19 protein-coding genes are annotated in these 19,127 nt (G+C 35.8%); 13 read left to right on the forward strand and 6 right to left on the reverse strand.

Features of this window, described 5'->3' with window-relative positions:
• The first annotated feature begins 1 nt into the window (after position 1).
• The 13 genes from BLT30_RS01455 to BLT30_RS01515 all read left to right on the forward strand — a co-directional run bounded on the left by BLT30_RS01455 (position 2) and on the right by BLT30_RS01515 (position 14,639).
• A complete protein-coding gene (locus BLT30_RS01455) occupies positions 2-1,009 on the forward strand; it encodes a glycosyltransferase family 2 protein (RefSeq protein ID WP_089870814.1) in 1,008 nt (335 codons plus the stop codon).
• A gap of 23 nt (positions 1,010-1,032) precedes the next feature.
• Positions 1,033-2,142 (forward strand): glycosyltransferase family 4 protein, encoded by a 1,110-nt coding sequence (locus BLT30_RS01460; protein ID WP_089870816.1) that lies wholly within the window; start codon positions 1,033-1,035, stop codon positions 2,140-2,142.
• A gap of 29 nt (positions 2,143-2,171) precedes the next feature.
• Positions 2,172-3,038, forward strand: a complete 867-nt coding sequence (locus tag BLT30_RS01465; protein ID WP_089870818.1) for a polysaccharide biosynthesis/export family protein — start codon at positions 2,172-2,174, stop codon at positions 3,036-3,038.
• A gap of 2 nt (positions 3,039-3,040) precedes the next feature.
• Positions 3,041-5,545 (forward strand): exopolysaccharide transport family protein, encoded by a 2,505-nt coding sequence (locus tag BLT30_RS01470; RefSeq protein WP_089870820.1) that lies wholly within the window; start codon positions 3,041-3,043, stop codon positions 5,543-5,545.
• 178 nt (positions 5,546-5,723) lie between these two features.
• Entirely contained in the window at positions 5,724-6,518 is a 795-nt protein-coding gene (gene porG, locus BLT30_RS01475) for a type IX secretion system protein PorG (RefSeq protein ID WP_089870822.1), read from the forward strand.
• Between the two features lie 5 nt (positions 6,519-6,523).
• Positions 6,524-7,270 (forward strand): undecaprenyl pyrophosphate synthase, encoded by a 747-nt coding sequence (locus BLT30_RS01480; RefSeq protein ID WP_089872840.1) that lies wholly within the window; start codon positions 6,524-6,526, stop codon positions 7,268-7,270.
• A 27-nt stretch (positions 7,271-7,297) separates the two neighbouring features.
• A complete protein-coding gene (gene bamA, locus BLT30_RS01485; protein ID WP_089870825.1) occupies positions 7,298-9,832 on the forward strand; it encodes an outer membrane protein assembly factor BamA in 2,535 nt (844 codons plus the stop codon).
• Positions 9,796-10,482 (forward strand): OmpH/Skp family outer membrane protein, encoded by a 687-nt coding sequence (locus tag BLT30_RS01490; RefSeq protein WP_089870826.1) that lies wholly within the window; start codon positions 9,796-9,798, stop codon positions 10,480-10,482. Before bamA ends, BLT30_RS01490 begins: the two co-directional genes overlap by 37 nt.
• Positions 10,483-10,523: 41 nt before the next feature.
• Positions 10,524-11,024: an OmpH/Skp family outer membrane protein gene (locus BLT30_RS01495; RefSeq protein ID WP_027383397.1), complete on the forward strand. Its 501-nt coding sequence runs from the start codon at positions 10,524-10,526 to the stop codon at positions 11,022-11,024.
• Between the two features lie 57 nt (positions 11,025-11,081).
• Positions 11,082-11,561 carry an acyl-CoA thioesterase gene (locus tag BLT30_RS01500; protein ID WP_089870828.1) on the forward strand — a complete coding sequence of 160 codons (480 nt, stop codon included), beginning with the start codon at positions 11,082-11,084 and terminating at the stop codon, positions 11,559-11,561.
• 1 nt (position 11,562) lies between these two features.
• On the forward strand, positions 11,563-12,432 hold the full coding sequence (gene rfbD, locus BLT30_RS01505; RefSeq protein ID WP_089870831.1) for a dTDP-4-dehydrorhamnose reductase: 870 nt from the start codon (positions 11,563-11,565) through the stop codon (positions 12,430-12,432).
• Positions 12,425-13,105, forward strand: a complete 681-nt coding sequence (locus tag BLT30_RS01510) for a hypothetical protein (RefSeq protein WP_089870832.1) — start codon at positions 12,425-12,427, stop codon at positions 13,103-13,105. Before rfbD ends, BLT30_RS01510 begins: the two co-directional genes overlap by 8 nt.
• Positions 13,106-13,268: 163 nt before the next feature.
• Positions 13,269-14,639 (forward strand): tetratricopeptide repeat protein, encoded by a 1,371-nt coding sequence (locus tag BLT30_RS01515; protein WP_089870834.1) that lies wholly within the window; start codon positions 13,269-13,271, stop codon positions 14,637-14,639.
• Positions 14,640-14,678: 39 nt separating this feature from the next.
• Here BLT30_RS01515 and BLT30_RS01520 read toward each other — a convergent pair whose 3' ends face one another.
• The 6 genes from BLT30_RS01520 to BLT30_RS01545 are packed head-to-tail and all read right to left on the reverse strand — an operon-like array spanning position 14,679 to position 19,120.
• Complete coding sequence (locus BLT30_RS01520; protein ID WP_175487113.1) at positions 14,679-15,569, reverse strand: hypothetical protein; 891 nt, start codon at positions 15,567-15,569, stop codon at positions 14,679-14,681.
• A gap of 10 nt (positions 15,570-15,579) precedes the next feature.
• Positions 15,580-16,914, reverse strand: a complete 1,335-nt coding sequence (locus tag BLT30_RS01525; RefSeq protein ID WP_089870836.1) for a coiled-coil domain-containing protein — start codon at positions 16,912-16,914, stop codon at positions 15,580-15,582.
• 2 nt (positions 16,915-16,916) lie between these two features.
• Positions 16,917-17,327: a hypothetical protein gene (locus BLT30_RS01530; RefSeq protein ID WP_089870838.1), complete on the reverse strand. Its 411-nt coding sequence runs from the start codon at positions 17,325-17,327 to the stop codon at positions 16,917-16,919.
• Between the two features lie 5 nt (positions 17,328-17,332).
• Positions 17,333-17,764, reverse strand: coding sequence for a DUF6804 family protein (locus BLT30_RS01535; protein WP_089870840.1), 432 nt, complete (start codon positions 17,762-17,764; stop codon positions 17,333-17,335).
• Positions 17,765-17,766: 2 nt separating this feature from the next.
• Entirely contained in the window at positions 17,767-18,045 is a 279-nt protein-coding gene (locus BLT30_RS01540; protein WP_089870842.1) for a hypothetical protein, read from the reverse strand.
• Between the two features lie 7 nt (positions 18,046-18,052).
• On the reverse strand, positions 18,053-19,120 hold the full coding sequence (locus BLT30_RS01545) for a type I restriction endonuclease (protein WP_089870844.1): 1,068 nt from the start codon (positions 19,118-19,120) through the stop codon (positions 18,053-18,055).
• Between the last annotated feature and the right edge of the window lie 7 nt (positions 19,121-19,127).

Below are 19,127 nucleotides of genomic sequence, written 5' to 3' on the forward strand. Positions count from 1 at the left end.
GATGGGTTTGGATTCTGCTATCAAAGTTTCTATCATTGTTCCGGTTTATAACGTTGAGTTGTATCTGGAAAAATGCCTGTTGTCATTGGTCAATCAAACTTTGCAGAATATCGAAATTCTTGTTATGAATGACGGAAGCAAAGACAATTCTCAACAGATCATTGAGAAATTTCAGAAAGATTATCCAAACAAGATTTTTGGTTTCATCAAAGAAAACGGAGGTTTGAGCGATGCCAGAAATTTCGGGATCGACAGAGCGAAAGGACAGTATCTCGGTTTCGTTGACAGTGATGATTACGTTTCTGAAACGATGTTTGAAGAGATGTATGGTCTGGCTGAAAAGCATCAAGCGGAAATGGCAATTTGTAATCTTCAGAAAGTTGATGAAAATGGGACTGTTACTCAAAAATTGACACAGCTTCCGGGTTTTCCAGAGAAAATTACACTAGAAAATAACCTTTCTGTTTTTTCTGACATTTCTTACTTTGCCTGTAATAAGCTTTTCAAAAAAGAATTATTTCAAAATAAAAGATTCAAAAGAGGAATTCATTTTGAAGATATCGAATTGATCCCGCAACTTTTACTTAATTGTAATATTTTGGCATTCACTCCGAATTATCATTACCAATATCTGGAAAGACAGAATTCCATCAGCAAAAGTCATACGACGAAAGGTTTGGATATTTTGAGAGCCGTGGAAACTGTGAGTGAGAAATTTAACCAAAGCAGATTTTCTGATCAAAAAAAAGATTTGAAAGGTTTTCAAATTTTGGAGGGTGTTTATACTTTTCTCGCTTATCAGGCATTTGTAAAAGATGAAGGGGATTTTTATAAAATGTCAAAAGAATTGGATAGATTTATAGCACTCAATGATTTAAAAATTAAAGATATATTGGAATATAAGCGGTTTGGTAAGAATTATCTATTATCTTTGCCCCTGAGAAAAAAAATTTATTACATCCTTGGTCTTTTCAGGCTTAGGAGAATTGTCAGGCTATTGACAAACTAATAAGTAAAAGTCAAAAACACTAAATGAATAATAATTTCGAAACTTTTATAGAAAGCACCGGAATCTCCTTTTTTTACTTTAAGCTTTTGTTGGGCTTTGCATTTTCGTTTTTGATAACATACACGGCAATACCTACAATTATAAAGATATCCAGAAGAAAAAATCTGATGGACGAGCCAGGTGCAAGAAGTTCACATCTTAGGAAGATACCTAACTTGGGAGGCATTGCGATCTTTTTTTCTTTGGGTGTTTGTGCTCCTATTTTTGCTTACGAATTATTCGATCGTTATAAGTTCTTGTTTGCTTCTTTCATCATTTTGTTTTTTGTAGGAGTGATGGATGATATCATGGTTTTACGTGCATATAAGAAGCTTTTGGCTCAGATTTTAGTTTCATCCCTGGTTGTGATAGGCTCTGATGTAAGGATAAGAAGTCTGTTCGGCGTATTCGGTATATATGAGGTCAATTATTATTTAAGTGTGATATTCAGTATTATGACGTTTATTATTCTGATCAATGCATTCAACCTTATCGATGGTATCGACGGTCTTGCTGGCTGCTATACGATAGCCACAAGCATATTGTTTGGTATAAGCTTTTACAGATTAGGACCACATAATGATCCGCTCGTTATCCTTTGTGCTATTATTATTGCTGCATCTTTAGGTTTTTTGATCTACAACCTTTCTAATAAAAGAAGTACAAAGATCTTTATGGGAGACACTGGTTCTATGATATTGGGGTTTTTGTTGGCTTTCACGGGGATTTCTTTTATAGAGATCTTTATAGCAAAGAATGATGATGTGTTTTATTATCTACAGACAGCACCTGTAATTGCGGTTGCCATTTTGATCTTACCGATTATAGACACGCTCACGGTTATTATTACAAGGATCTATCATAAAAAATCTGTATTGTCACCGGATAAAAATCACATACATCACAAACTATTGAATCTTGGGCTTACGCACCGCCGTTCAACAGCATATATTGTGGCCTACTACATTTTTATCATTGTCGTAGTTTACTTTTTGAGACACTTGAAAATCAATCAACTATTGATTGTTGTGATGTTGTTGGGTTTTTTAGGGGCTTATTTGCCGATTATTTTATTGAGATTTAAAAAAGATTAAAATAATTTACTTTTGTAAAAAAAACATTAATGAGAAAGAGTTATTCATTTAACATATTTTTATTGTTCATATTGGTTGGATTTTCTTCTTGTGTATCAAAAAAAGATATCAGATATCTGCAACCTAGTGAAAGTTTAACCATCAATGAGGAGGGTTTGGTACCTTATAATGTTCCTGAATACAGGGTTACAAAAGGAGATATCCTGAAGCTGAATGTAGTTACCACACCGAATGGCGATGCTGCTCAATTTTATTCTTCTATAAATGCGTCTGCTCCAGGTACCACAGGAAATAGTAGCGTTTCTGGAGGTAATAACGCAAGCCAGACAGGGAGTGGACATGGAGGTACCGCAACATATTACTTAAATGGATTAAAAGTAGACTCTAATGGGGATGTCAATATCTTTGGAATAGGATATATAAAAGCAGAGGGCAGGACCTTGGAAGAGATGACAAGAGAGATCCAGGAACGGGTGAATGAGAATTTTCTACAAGGCAAATCAGAAGTTAGACTCAATCTGGATGGTCTAAGGTATTATTTCCTTGGAGATATGGAAACAATAGAAATCACTGGGGAAAAAGTGGCATATACAAATCAGCTTAGCATTATGCAGGCGATTGCGATGAATGGTGGGCTTAATCGTACCGTTGACAGAAAAAACATTACTATCCATAGAAAATATCCTGAAGGAATAAAGGTGGCTAAACTAGATCTTACAAGAGAAGATGCAATGAATTCACCTTATTACTGGCTGCAAAATGGAGATATTATCTATCTGAATACCAATGCAAAGAGTATCAATGGATTTGGAAAAGAACCGCTCCAGGCTGTTACTACAGGAGTATCTCTTCTTACAACAGTAATGTCTATTTATCTAATTCTTACGAAGTTATAATAATGATTCCGGATAAAAATAACAGTAAACAGGGCGCAGGACAAGAGGCTGAAAAAATTGGGTCATTTAATTTATTTGATCCCGCCCATTTTGTTCAGAGGGTCATCAAAAACTGGTATTGGTTTGTGATCTTGGGATTTATAGGTTACTGCATATCATTTGTGTATAGCAAATATTATGCACAGAGAATTTATGCCTCTAGCTTGTCCTTAAGTATTTCAAATAACACGGCTAGTTATTTTACACCAAACCAATCAATTAACTTTATATGGGGGCAAGGAGGCAATCAAGATGGAGTTTATCTGAAAAAGATACTATTGTCCAGAAGCCATAATGAATATTTGGTCAAAAAATTAGATCTTATAACAAATTATACGACGAAAGGGTTAATTAAAACAACCTATCTGGATAAAGAAGATAGTCCAGTTTTTTTGGAGATTGACAAAGGGCATCTTCAGCAGGTAAACTATAATATAAATATCATTCCCAAAGGGAAAAATAATTACGAAGTTGTTCTTCCGGAAGAAGGATTGTCCAACTATCTCTATAACTATAATACTGAAGCCTACGAAACTGTTCCGTCATATTCTAGAAAAAAGAACACTATTCTTAAAATAAACGAATGGTATGAATCTCCTAATCTGAAATTCAGATTGGTTCCAAATCCCACTCCAAATCCTAATGTGGAACTTCAGAATATAATAATAAATCTTATTCCTGTAAACCAGGCTGTTAACAGTATCGTGAGTAGCTTGACCGTGGATTTTGATAAAGAGCTTTCTTCTATTATGATCATCAGTAAATCAGGATATAATCTTAATAATACAATCAACTTTTTGAATAATTCTGTAACCGAGCTGAAAAAAAAGAGATTGCAAGATCAGAATACCGTAGATCAAAATACTGTAGAATATCTTAGCGATAATCTTATAAAGATCAGAAAAAAGCTTGATTCTAGCGCTACTGTCCTTAACAATCTAAAGATTAACAATCGCCTTTTCGATATGGAAAATATCGATGCGAAAACACTAGAAAAGCTTAGCAATCTGGAAGCTCAAAAAGCTGAACTTGTAACAAAACTGAATTCTCTTACTGATATAAGGAACTCTGTGGATGCAAACAGTATAGAGAAAATGATCAATCTAAATTTGGCGGGCATAGAAGATGGTGGTTTTAATGCCTCTATTTCAGAACTCAAGGCTCTTTATGCTAAACGAAGAGAGATGGCGCTGATATATACGCCTAATTCTGAGCCAATGAGGGAAATCAACAGACTGATCAATGAGGCGAGAAATGTTTCACAAGGTGGACTCCGGAAATATTTCCAAGGTTACTATGATAAACTTGCTGATTTGAATTCCCAAATCGGAGTGATAGACCATGATCTGATTACCCTGCCGGAAAAGCAAAGAATGTTTCTGGATGCACAGAGAGGTTACGATATGATAGAAAGTACCTACAATACTTTGCTGGCAGAACAGTCAAAATCTCAAATGAGAGTTGCAACGAATCAGAGTAATCTCAATATCATAGATCCAGCCAAGAATCTTGGACAAGGACCTATCGCACCCGATGTTAATGCTACAAAAATGCAGATCATTGGAGGGTTATTGCTGATTCCTCTTATCTTCCTGGCAATAGGGGAATTGCTTGATAATAAAATTAGAAGTATAAAAGAATTGTTAACAGTGACCAAAATTCCATTATTGGGAGTTGTCGGTCATAACAATTATGATAATAACCTAACTGTGTTGGAAGAACCCAAATCGTCTATATCAGAGGCCTTTAGGGCCATAAGGGCCAATCTTCGGTTTTTGTTTGATGAGGAACAAAAAAGTAAGGTCATCTTGGTAACTTCATCTATCAGTGGAGAAGGTAAAACATATGTGTCGATCAATATTGCATCGGTATTGGGGTTAAGTGGTAAAAAGGCTGTCCTTCTTGGAATGGATCTTAGGAAACCTAAGATTTTCGGGGATTTCAAGATCAATAATAAGAATGGGATATCCAATTATCTTACAGGACAGGTTAAGCTCGAAGAAATTATCAATAACACGAGTATCCCTGGTTTGGATGTGATCACATCAGGGCCAATTCCTCCAAACCCTTCAGAATTATTGATGAGTGATAGTAATATGCAGTTCATAGACAAGTTGAAGGAGATGTATGAATATGTTATCATAGATTCTCCACCGGTTGGTCTGGTTGCCGACTCTTTTGAGTTGATCAAGAAAGCTGATACAACAATATATGTCGTTCGACATGAGTATACGGAAAAGCATATGTTGAAAATGATAACAGAAAAATATTTTAATAAAGAAATTTCCAATTTAGGATTTGTTTATAACGATTTTGTTGTCAAGCAAGGCTACGGATATGGTTACGGATATGGTTACGGCTACGGATATGGTTACGGCTACGGATACTTTGAGGAAGATAAAAATTATACCGAACCTACTGTTATCAAGGTTAGAAATAAGCTGAAAAAATTTTTTGGGAAAAAATAAGAGCCTTTATTAAGGCTTTTATTTTTTTTAAAGACTATTTTGATAATATGTTCGTTTCTATAACAATAAATTATATTTTTTCGATCTTATTTAACTAAACTTTAAGAAGTTCCTTAAACTAAAAATGTTTTATATTTGCAGCAAATTTTTGAATAATAGACGTTTCAGTATATTGAAAATGAAGAAAGAGTCAACTTATATCCTTATCGCCCTATTTTGTTTTCTTGGCTTAAGAGCTCAAAGACATGAGATAGGAGTGCAGATGGGTATGAGCAATCTTGTAGGTGATATAGGAAGAACGAACTATATTCTACAAAAACCCATCGGCAATGTGTCTGATTATGGGCTGCCGTTTTACGGAGGAATAATGTATAGAATGAATTTTAACCCATATCAGACGGTAAGGCTTAATTTAGGATTCAATAATATCCAATTTGATGACAGGTATGCCAAAGAAAATTACAGAAGGATGAGAAAGCTCTGGGGGACCAACTCCGTATTCTCTGCTGATTTACTTTTTGAATATAATTTTTTACCAGTGAATGAGGAACAGCGTAGTATGATCAGTCCTTACATATTTGCTGGGGTTTCCGGTTTGTATATGAATGCTTCCAAACCTGAACTTACGATTGCATCTGCTACAGATGTTAGAGTAAATTATACTCAGGAAAAAATATTTACAATGGGTCTGCCACTTGGAGTAGGACTAAAATATAAATTCAATTACAATTGGGCGATTTCTGGAGAGTTCACTTTCCGTCCTACGTTCTCCGATCAAGTAGATTATAGTACGCTGAAGGATGGAGATGTTAGTGTTACAAAAACTGCTCTTGACAAAGAACAGACCAACGCTGTGGTTCAGGATTTTATAAACCAAAGAAACATAGGGAATCCAAATTCAAAAGATTGGGTCAATTCTGCAACTCTTATCTTGTCTTATTCTTTTGGAAGACCACCTTGTTATTGTAAATAATGATCATGCAGGATTTAAGAAAACTTATAAATAAGGATAAACTTCCAAAACATGTTGCTGTTATCATGGATGGTAACGGAAGATGGGCCAAGTCTAGAGGAGAAGAAAGGACATTTGGCCATAGAAATGCTATCAATGCCGTGCGTAATGTGATCAATGCATGTAACGAGATTCATATTCCATACCTTACGCTTTATACTTTTTCTTCTGAGAATTGGAACCGCCCAAAAGATGAAGTAGATACCTTGATGTCCCTTTTATCTGAAACGTTATTGTTGGAAGCTGAAGAGATTTTCACGAAAGGACTCAGGATGCATGTCGTAGGAGATATAAGTCAACTTCCAGATCTGGTGAGAGACCAGCTGATCAATGTTATTGAGCTTACAAAAGATAATAAAAACGGCAATTTGATTCTTGCTTTGAATTATGGCTCTCAAAAAGAAATACTGAAAGCCGTAAAAGAGATCAGTCAAGATGTAAAAGAAGGAAAAATAGATGTAGATGATATTGATGAAAAGATTTTCCAAGACCATCTTTATACAAAATACTTCCCAGAGGTGGACCTTATGATAAGAACAAGCGGAGAGGTGCGTATCAGTAACTTCTTGCTTTGGCAGATCGCATACGCCGAACTTCAGTTTTTGGATGTACTTTGGCCAGATTTTACAAAAGATACATTCTTCCAGTGTATAATAGATTATCAAAATAAAGAGAGACGATACGGGAAAACAAGCGAACAGCTGATTCCATAAAAATATTTAGAAAAGAGAACTTCAAGAATGAAATTAAGAATTATACCCATTATTTTGTTGACAGCTTCGGCATATTTCCATGCACAGGTTGTTCCACAGGGTAACAATGCAGAAAACACAGAACTTGTTGCAGGCCAGAATGGAGAGTATGTTTTGAAAGATATCGTTGTAGACGGCGTCAAAAGATATACACCAGCTCAGATCTTGCGTTTTACAGGTCTTGTGAAAGGAGAGAAGTTAGAAATTCCCGGGCAGAGAGTTAGCAATGCTATCAAAAAGCTTTGGGAAACACAGTCTTTCTCAAAAGTAGAGGTTTATATTCAGGATGTGGAAGGACAAAATGTCGTTCTACAATTCCAGTTACAGGACCTTAAAGAACTTGGGGAAGTTAAATTTACAGGAAAAGGTATCGGAAAATCTAAAAATGAGAAACTCATCAAGGAAAATAATCTGAAACCAGGAACCAAGATCAATAATAACCTTATATCCAGCTTACAAAACAAGATCCCACAGGAATACGTTGCGAAAGGCTTTGCTGATGCAAAAATCACCATTCAGGAAAAGGCCAATGGGAACGATGCTAATCTTGTAGATTGGACAATAGAAGTTGCAAAAGGTAAAAAAGTAAAGATAGATAAGATCGAGTTTGATGGTAATGAGCAGATTTCTGACAGAAAACTTAGAAAGAATGGTTTCAAAGACACCAAACAGAAGAGATTTATAAAAGGTATCTTCAAACCTTCAAAATTCGTGCAGGATAAGTACGATGAAGACAAGAAAAACTTGATAAGCTATTATAACTCATTAGGATTCAGGGATGCGACGATCGTTTCAGATTCGGTTTCCAGAAATAAGAAAGGTTACAATATCAAGGTGAAACTTAGCGAAGGTAAAAAGTACTACATCGGTGATATTAATTTCATTGGAAATACAACCTTTTCTACTGAGTTCTTACAGAAGATATTAGGATATAAGACCGGTGATATTTACGATGCAGTAGGATTTAACAAAAAAGTAGGAGAAGACGGAGGAAAAGAAGATGATTCCGACCTTAAGTCCATTTATATGAACAATGGATTCCTTTTCTCTAATGTCACACCAATTGAGAAATCCGTAAAAGGAGATTCTATCAATTTGGAGATTAGGATCAATGAAGGTGAGAAGGCAACCTGGAATCGTGTAACCTGGTCTGGAAATACCACTACTCATGACCATGTTATCTTGAGAGCACTTAGGACAAAGCCAGGAGCTTTGTTTGCTAAGTCGGATATCAAGAGAACCTATTTCGAATTAGCCGGTATGCAGTTCTTTGATCCTCAGCAGATCGGAACAGATGTGAAACCGAATCCACAGGATAATACGGTAAATATGCACTGGACATTGGTAGAGAAGGGGTCTTCCCAAGTACAGTTGCAAGCTGGTTATGGTGGAGGATCGTTTATCGGGACCCTTGGTTTGACATTCAATAATTTCTCTTTGAAAAACTTCTTGAAATTCAAGGATTTCAAACCGGTTCCTCAAGGTGATGGACAAACTTTATCATTACAGGCACAGGCTGGACAATATTTTACCAATTATGGAGTTTCTTTTACAGAGCCTTGGGTATTTGGGACGAGACCGACTGCTTTAAGCGTTGGGTTGAATTATTCCAGAGTAAATTATTCCTATTCGACAGGAGACCAGACAATGAATATCTTCTCTGCTACTGCCGGCCTTACAAGATTATTGAAATGGCCGGATGATTACTTCTCACTCTATACGGGGATACAGTTTCAGAGTTATAATTTCAGTAATTATCCTTTCTATTTTGGAGATGCGCTGGAATATAATGGTAGTACGAAATCATTCAGTTTCAATATCGGTTTGAGTAGAAACTCTGCTGGTTTGGATCCGGTTTTCCCGACGTATGGCTCCAATATAGAAGCATCTGTGAAGTTTACGCCGCCTTACTCTTGGTTCAGTAACAAAGATTACTCTACAATGAGTACCTTGGACAAATATAAATGGATGGAGTTCTACAAAGTAAAATTGAAGGCAGATTTCTATAACGAGGTAATCGGAAAACTAGTCCTCAGAACAACTGGGGAGATGGGATTCCTGAATGGATATAGTAAAGAATTAGGTCCACCACCATTTGAAAGATATTATGTTGGAGGTGTTGGTTTGTTCAATGGTCGATTTGATGGTAGAGAATTGGTTCCGTTGAGAGGTTATGAAAATGCTTCTTCCACAGGATTCAGCTCATCATCTACTTATGATATCACGCCTTACGGAGGAGCAACCATTTATAACAGATTCGCTGCGGAATTGAGATACCCGATCTCTATGAATCAGACAGCAAAGATCTTTGCATTGACATTTGTAGAAGCAGGAAATGCTTGGAACAGTTTCGGGACATATAATCCTTTTAAATTGAAAAGGGCTGCAGGATTAGGCATCAGAGTATCTATGTCTGCTTTCGGATTGATAGGATTTGATTTTGCTTACGGATTTGATAAAACCTTGGGAAGTTCTGAACCATCAGGATGGCAAACGCACTTCTTGATGAACCAACCATTATAAAAAATAAATATTATTTTTGTCAGATGAAAAAAATTGCATTAATTGTAACAATTCTTTTTACCGCTACACAAATCTATGCACAAAAGATAGGTGTCGTGGATACCAATTATGTATTAAGTAAATTGCCCCAGTATAAGGAAGCTGAAAATAGACTTAATACCCAGATTGAACAATGGCGGTCTGATTTGCAAAAATTACAGGCAGAGTACGAAAGAAAAAGAGAAGCTTTTGAAAATGAAAAAGTTTTACTCGTTGGCGATCAGTTAAAACTTAGAGAAAAAGAAATCGTAGATTTGGAGGCAAGCGTACGTAACACAATTGGTGCAAGATTTGGCTCAAATGGTGAGGTTAATCAGCTTAGATCCAATCTTACAAAGCCTTACCAAGACCAGATATGGAATGCTATTAAGACCGTATCTACCAAAAATAACTTGGGCATAGTTCTTGATAAAAGCAACAACATCAGTGTGATATTCTTGGATAAAAAGTACGATTATACAGAAGCTGTGTTGAATTTACTTGTAAAAACGTTGCCTAAAGCAGAAGAAAACAAAAATAATGCTCCATCCAATAGTAATAGTAAAACAGGAGGTAAGATAACTCCGCGAGCCAGAGCACAGAAACGAGGAGGTGTAGAAGCCGCAAAATAAGATAATTAAAATTAAATATTAAATAAACATAACTTTTTAAAATGAACAAATTAAATGTACTATTAGTTGCAGTTGTAATGGTTTTTGCAACAGGATTTGCAAAGGCCCAAAAAATTGCTTCTGTAGATGTAAATGCAATTTTCTCTGCTATGCCAGAAGCAAAAGCTCTTGATCAGCAATTGCAAAATTTGCAGACTGCAAAAACAGCAGAATTAGAGAAACAAGGTAAGTCTCTTCAGGACTTAATGAAAAAATATCAGGAAGAAGCTCCAAAGCAAACTCAGGCTATAAACGAACAAAGAAGCCAAGAGGTTCAAAAACTTCAGGACAACCTTCAGCAAGTTTATGCTGCAGCTCAGAAAGATATTGCAGAGAAAAGAGAGGCTGGTTTAGCTCCATTAGAGAAAAAGATCAACGATGCTATTTCAAAAATTGCTAAAGCAGCAGGTTATGAGTATGTTTTTGACGCTTCTACACCAGCATTACTTTACAAAGCAGGGATAGATGCTACACCGGCAGTTAGAAAAGAATTAGGTCTTTAATTGATACAGACTTTTTAAAACCGCTCTTTTTCGGAGCGGTTTTTTTATTTTTGTACTATGGAAAAAGAATTTTCATCTACCGTAAAGATCCGTTTTGCAGATTGCGATCCAATTGGTCACCTCAATAATGTGAAATATCTGGAGTATATGCTCAATGCAAGAGAAGACCATGTGGAAGAAAACTATGGATTCACTTATGAGCAGTATACGAGAGAAACAGGATGTACTTGGGTTACGATTCAGAATGAGATCGCTTATCTGAAAGAAGTAAGATACAATTCTACTGTTGAAATCACCAGCAAGACTATTTTTGTAGATGATATTACTGCTATTGTAGAATTGCTGATGAAGGATGAAAATGGAGTCGTTCACGCTGTTTTTTGGCTGACGGTCATCTATTTCAACATGAAGACCAGAAGAGCGGAAAAAATGCCTGATGCCACATTGGAAAAGTTTTCTCAATTTCTTGTCGAGATCGAGCACAAGACATTCAAAAAAAGAGTAGGTTATTTGAGGCTTCAGAATAAATCAAAATAATATGAAAAAAATACTTGTTATTGGAGGGAATGGACAATTAGGACACTGCTTGCAAAAACTGGCACCGAAATATCATAATCAGTATGATTTTAATTTTACTGGTTCATCAGTTTTGGACATTACAAATTATGAGCAGGTTGACACTGTTTTTGCAGAATATCAACCGGATTTTGTCATCAATGCTTCTGCTTATACTGCGGTAGATCTGGCTGAGAAAGAAATAGAGAAGGCTTTTGCCATCAATGCGGAAGGAGTGGGTAATTTGGCTCAGGTTTGCAAAGAGAACCATGCGATCTTGATACATGTTTCTACAGATTACGTTTTTGATGGGGAAACCAATTTAAGTTATTCGGAAGATGATTTTACAAATCCAATCGGGGTTTATGGCGCATCTAAAAGAAAAGGTGAGGAGCTTGCTTTGGAGAACAACCCGGAAACCGTGATCCTTAGAACATCATGGCTATATTCAGAGTTCAATAAGAATTTCGTGAAGACCATGTTGCATTTGTTCGAGATTAAAGATGAATTGGGAATCGTAGGTGACCAATTCGGACAACCAACCAATGCGAACGATCTGGCTGAGGCGATCTTAGAAATAATTGATACCAAAAATAAAACTTTTGGAATATATCATTTCTCGAATTATCCGGAAACAACCTGGTTCGATTTTGCAGGTAAGATAAAAGAATTTTCAGGTTCTTCCGTTATATTGAAAGCAATCACTACAGAAGAGTTTCCTACGCCTGCAAAACGTCCGAAAAGAAGTACGATGTCTCTTGATAAAATAGAGAAGGATTATAAAATAGAACCAAAATATTGGGAAAATAGCCTGAGAGATTGCGTGGAAATTTTAAAGATCACACATGCGTAAATTATTATTTTTAATTTGTGCTTTCTGTTTTCAGTTCTTTTATCTTCAGAGTATTACACTTAACAAAGTAGATAAGATCAATGAAAACAAAGACAAATTTTTTTATAAGACATCAGAAACTTCAAAATCGGAATTTCTGGGAGAGATCCTGGTGAATGGTTTCTCAAATGATGACGTTAAAATGTTTGGGGAGATCTATAAAAAAGCTAAACAGGTAGGTGCCAATACATTTTCTCTTAAGCCAATTGAAAGTGTAGATGGAACTTTCCAAAAATTTGATCCGGCTTATTATATACTGAATCTGTATTATACTAAAACAGACGATATTTCCAGTGAAGAGAATGTGGCTTATTTGGTTTCCTCTTCAGATAAAAAACAGAAGATCAATATCGATAATAAGACCTTGGAGATGCAACCAAGACATTATTTGAAAATTAAACTGGTTGATAATGAAGTTCTGACAGTTTCTACAAGAAAATTATTGGGATCTACGGTAAAATTGGCAGGAAAATCAGGACAACAGGCACTGTACTTTTCTTTATCGAATTTCAAAATTCGTAGCAATGATAGTATCTACGGAGGTGTGAACTTAAAATCCGCCGATATTACCGGCTTAGAAAAATCGTTTGGTATGTTTTTGACTACAATATATTCTGAACAGAAAAACGATTAATGTTAATAAGTTATAACATATAGTTGACTTATTTTCAGAATAAAATTGATTAACTTTATAAAAGAAGATTTAAGAACCGGCTAATTGTAATTGATTTACAGACCTCACTTGTTGCTGAAAGCATAACTGAGCGGAGCTAAATCTCAAATCTAAATCACACATATTGGAAGAATTTTTTGAAAACGAGCTTGCAAAAAAGTTCGAGGACATGATAGAAAATAATGAAGAATTCTATTTCGATACGGAGGAATATGTAGAGATCATTATTTATTACTTGGAGTTGGGGGATTTCAGTTATGCAGAAATGGCCGTAAACCATGCTTTGAAAATTCATCCGAATTCTCTGGAAGTAAAAACAAAACAGCTGGAAGTTTTTCTAGAACTGGAGCGTTATGCAAAAGCCAAAGAACTGATAGATGAACTTCATCAGTCATCCTTGGAGGAAACAGACTTTTTGGTTTGCTGTGCAAAATATTATTCTAACCTGGGAAATCCTAAAAAATCGATAGAATATTGTCTGAAGGCATTGGAGTTGGAAGAAGAGGAAAATTTTCTTCATAATTTCATTGCAGATGAATATGTCAATCTGGACGATCCTTTCAATGCATTGAAGCATTATACTTCTGCTTTGGAGCATGACCCTTACGATGATTATTCCTTGGAGAACGTAATGCTGTGTTACAACAAGCTCAATCGTCCTCAAGAGGCTTTGGATTTCATCAATCAATACCTGGATAGATTTCCTTTCTCAGAGACTGCGTGGTATGAATATGGACAGTTTTTCTTCAATAAGAAGAATTATGATGAAGCGATAAGGGGATTCGATTATATTCTAGCGATCAACTCCGGAGCAGTTGGTGTTTATGCTAACAAAGCAGCTTGTTATGAAGCGATGAGCGAATGGGATAAAGCCATTGCTGTCTATGAGGAAATGCTGGATCTGGAATATACAAAGGCATTCACTTATTATAAGATCGGATTATGTTATAAGGAAGCCAAGAAGTTGGTTCCTGCGCTGACGTCTTTCCAAAAGTCGCTAAGAGAAGACCCACAGTTTTATCTGGCGATGATGGAGCAGTCCAACATCTACGAAGAAATGGGAAACCCAAAAGAGGCACTTTATTTTGCCCAGGAAGCAGTTGCTCTTAATGTAGGTAATCTGGAATATCAGAAAAGATTGGCCTTTCTTTACATCACTTGCGGCGAATATGAGGAAAGTCTGGGCTGCCTGAAAAAATTGATAGACGCAGAGCCCAACAGATTTTATAATTGGTATGCCTATTCAGAAGTTCTGATGCTGATCGGCGATTATGAAGAAGCTATACCGATTCTTGAAAAAGCATTGCAAATGCATCAGAGAGCAGAGTTATACTATCAGCTGAGCAATAGCTATTTCAATCTGAAAAATGATGCCGAAGGAGTTCTTGCTTTGGAAAAGGCCTTAGAACTGGATTCTTCTCTTATTAAAGATATGCAGCAGAAATATCCATTCATAAAAGAACAGGTCAAAAAGATCAAGACCAAGAAAAAATAAATAAAAGCTCAGAGTAATCTGAGCTTTTTGTTTTTAAGATCATTTATTCAAAATGAATTGTTTGATCACAGGTTCAAGATTGCTTGGCAGGTCAGCGTCTTTCACTTGATATTTCGTAATATTCATTTCTTTAAACCAATTCTCCCAATAGGTTTTAATAACATCTCCTTCGAAAGGATTTCCTTTTTCTGGATTGATGCCAATAACGATTATTTCCAAATTCCCAAGATCATCATTGGCTTTAATAAAACCATAACTTTTATCTTCGATTTTTGCTTTGAAATCAGAAGTTTTTAATTGCAATGATCTCACAAGCTCTGGAGTGAGATAAGAAGTTTTGTTTTCTTCAGAAAATTTCGAATCTTTATGAAACATATAACCATCGGTCAAAATGAATAAAATATTTCTGTGCTTGTCTTTCACGCAATAATCTTCCACTTTATTTTTAAAAAATCCCCAGATATCAGAACCCACATATTTCTTGTCCTGAATTGCCGAATGATAGATTTTTGCAGGAAGTGATGCATATCTCTCATCAACAATATTAATGTTTCCTTTAGAGGTATTCTTGTCAAAAGAAACTTTCAGTTCTTTTGTAAGATCATTGATTTGAGGGTCAGAGGGTTCCGGATTAAAGAATATCTGCATCTGATCATCCAACTGGATTACCTTCTTGCTTTTTACATGACCGATGAAAGCTGTTTTTATTGCTTTGATATATTCCAGGTCTCTTTGGTAATATTCCATAGAGGGATTTGGATATTTCTCCGGGTCGATTCTATCAGAGAGATCGATCATGATGCTGACATTCAGATTTTTACTGTTAGAAATAGAATCGTTGACTTTTACGCCATCATCTGATCTTGATTCACTTTTTTTACACTGGATAAAAAATAATGAAAGGATCAATAAGTGATATATATATTTCATAGTTATTAGTTTATAGAACAGAGACATAAACAGAGTTCTGACTGTCAGAATTTGCGCCTACTTTGTTAAGGTTATAATTGTATTGGTTCTTACATTCTTCTATCATTTCCTGCTTTACAGGATGAGAAACCGCAAGTTTTTCATTCACGAAAGTGATCCACCCCTGGACATATTCCGAAGCATAAGACTTGTATTCTTTTGTAGGAATGATAACACCATCAATGATATTCTGAAGTTCTTCGATTCTGCCTTTTGCTTTGATGATCAATTCCTTGATGCTTGCAATGCTGCTTTTTATCTCCTCCATTTGTTTTTCGGATCCGGTGATTCTTTCTTGATGAACCGCAATATCTTTTTGTTTTTTGATCTGCTCGTGTTTGATCTTGTCTTTTTCTTTATGCTCTTTCATAATGAAATCGAAAACCAATCCCCAAATAATATAGACTACAAACCCTGCGAAAATGATTCCCCAAAACTGATTCTTTGTGAAAGCAATTGACAGGTCAAAAGGTGGAGAATCGAAGGTTTTATTGAGCTCATAAAGCTTGGATTCGATCTCATAGGCCAAAATCGCATCGAAGGCAAAAGTCACTACGAAAAGAAGAAACATTTTTATATAATTGATCCAGCTTTTGTTCTCTCCGAACATATGGATTAGATAACCTAAACCGAGAAACACAAAAGGAATTAATGTTACAAAGGCTCCTTCCAAAGGACCTTCATCCCAAGCTTTGTTGAAAGCCTGAGCATCCAAAACACTTTGCATAATGCTTACATTCGGGTCAAATGTTTTGAAAAATGCCGAAAACGATGTGGAAATGTAGAAAGCAAAGAGATATAAACTGATAGGGATCAATAATAAAAGGCCGATCCAGAATTTGGTAGAAGCTCCCTTACTTGCATTGATATGATATGTTTCCGGATTTTTCGGGATATCATTGATCTCGAATTTCAAGGTTTCGATCTTATTCTGAATAACATCGATATTATTTTGAACTTCTTTCACCTGTTCTTCTTTATTGTCAAGGGAAACGGTAAGGCCTTTGATCTCGGTTTCCTTATTTTTTTGCTCGTTGATATAAGGTTCTTTCAATTTATTTTGCTTTTCAGCCAGTTCTTTTTCCTCATTCTGAAATTTGGAATAGATGGCGTCCAGACAAATCGATAAAGCCGTGTGATTTCCGTTGTTTCGGGAGCTGTCTCGGTAGCCGGATTCATGATAGGTTCTCTTTCTGCTTTCTTCTGTTGGCTCTTCGTTATGCGTTTCAACAACTTTCAAAGGAGATTCTTCCCTTTCAACAGGAATTGGTTTTAATCTGAAAATGTTTTTGAGATTACTGGTCATAATTAATTTTTTAGATCGTTGAGGATATCTGTTTTAGTTTTACCTTCTTTTACAGAATCGATGAGATAATCAACGATCTGTAATGCATTTTCTTCCATGAACCCGAACATCAGGACATATTTTTCCAACGAAGTTCTTTCGTTGGGGGAGACTATTCCATCTGCCCAGATCATTACGGTCAGGTCATAGAGATAGTCGATCTTTTCTTCGATGCTTTCCGGGACAATCATTTTTGAATTCACGGGATTCAAAAGAATTTCGTCCAGCTTTTTCTGAGAGATTCCCCTTTCTTCTGCTGATCTGTAAAGTGCTTTCAGTTCCAGTGGACTGAAGTTGTCATCGCAAATTGCCATTTGATAAAGCCTTAGGAAATGTGCTTTGAGACTTTCGGTCGTTTCTATAATTTCATTCATTGTTATTATTGTTTTTTTGATGAAGTTTTAATGATTCTGTCTCTGCTGAAGGTTTTGGATTGAGTCGGTATTTCCGGAATGATTTCCTGAGGTATTTCTTTCTTTTGCAATCTGATGACAACCAGTAGTAGAAACAGAATTCCCGTAACAATATCAATCGGAATCCAAATGCTTTTTAAATAAAAATGGATTGGAAAAATCGGGTTGAACAAAATCAGAATTATTCCGAAAACGATTACCCAATGAAATTCTTTTTGCCTTCCGAAATAATAAACCACAATTCCCGCTGCAATAAAAACCACAATTCTAAGAAATGTATAATAGAACAGTGAAAGCGGCAGAACGGCAATGAAACAGAATAGTGCACAGGCTGAAAATATTGTCTTGTAAATAATTTCCAGCCGCCTGAAATCTTTTTGAGAAGTTGCCGTTTCCATAATTAGTTACATCCGGAGCAATAGCTTCTGTCTACATATTCTTTACTGTTTCCAGACCAATAATAGCAACCGCCTCTTGGTCCAACTTCTAATGGATAACCATTGTATGTGCAGCCATTTTTCTTTGAATAAGATTTTGATGATTTTTTCTTTTTTGAAGATTTTTTCTTCTTCTGCTTTTTAGCGAAGAATTCCTTGCTTGAAGAATTGTTTGTTGACGCGTTGTAAGTTGTTGGGATTAATAATCCTAAAGTCAATAAAATAAAGAGGAGTTTTTTCATAAGAGTTTTAACTATAATTTTCAATGGTTTTATGAAGTTCGTTTCTATAATTGTAGATATCATCTAGAGAATCAAGATTTATTTTCTCTCCGGCATCTTTTCCATTGTGGAAGAGTTCAACAAGGTTTCTGGTGGCTCCGAAATAGAATCTGCAGATCGGTTTTCTATTGTTATCATCCAGTAGGATCCCGAAATAAGATTGTGTGTCTCGGTAAGCAATTCTTTCTGCAGGGATTTTTTCACGCAGAATGGCTTTCACGATTTGGAAAGCTTCCAATTCTTCGTCCGTTGTTATAACTTTTGGAGTGTCATTATTCTGGTCAATGTTTGTCGGGACCGTTGTTTTTTCAGTTTCGATATTATCATTGATGACCAGAGCAGATTTTAGACGGGAGCTGATGGATTCCGAGATCGAAATGCTTAAAGCTCTTTTGGTATATTCTTTAAAAGAGACCATTCTATTGGCCGTAAGCGGTCTTTCAAAAAATCGGTTGACCAGTAATCTCACCATTTCGTCAGATGGATTTTCGATTTCTTTTTCGAATTCCTTTCTGACGGCTTTGATATACTTTAATGCTTCTGCAGAGTCTAAGATCGATTCCAGATTATAACCTGATTTTGTAAAACTTTCAAGAACTTTGATAGAGCTATCCTTCAAATCATCAAGATTGATGGTGAAGAAAGGCTTCTCGTCCATAATGTTTGGTTTTTCCAGATCAGTATAGAAATTGTAAACAATCCCGTTGGTCAAAACTCCGAACCTCGCTTTGGAAACATGATAATACCGATGAAGCTGTGAATTGTGGGCATCTGCATTTTCTTTCCAGCTTTTACATTCGATAATGAAAATGGGTTCATTGTCTTTCTTAATAACAAAATCAACCTTTTCTCCTTTTTTGGTTCCAATATCTGCGATGAATTCCGGAATCACTTCTGTGGGATTGAAAATATCATAGCCCAGAATCTGAATAAATGGCATTACGAAAGCTGTTTTCGTAGCTTCTTCCGTCTGGATCTGGTCTTTAAGGGCATTCACTCGCTGATGCAGTTGTTCAAGTTTTAGTTTGAGTTCCATGGTTATT

The sequence above is a fragment of the Epilithonimonas hungarica genome, from assembly GCF_900102265.1.
GTDB classification, from domain to species: domain Bacteria; phylum Bacteroidota; class Bacteroidia; order Flavobacteriales; family Weeksellaceae; genus Epilithonimonas; species Epilithonimonas hungarica.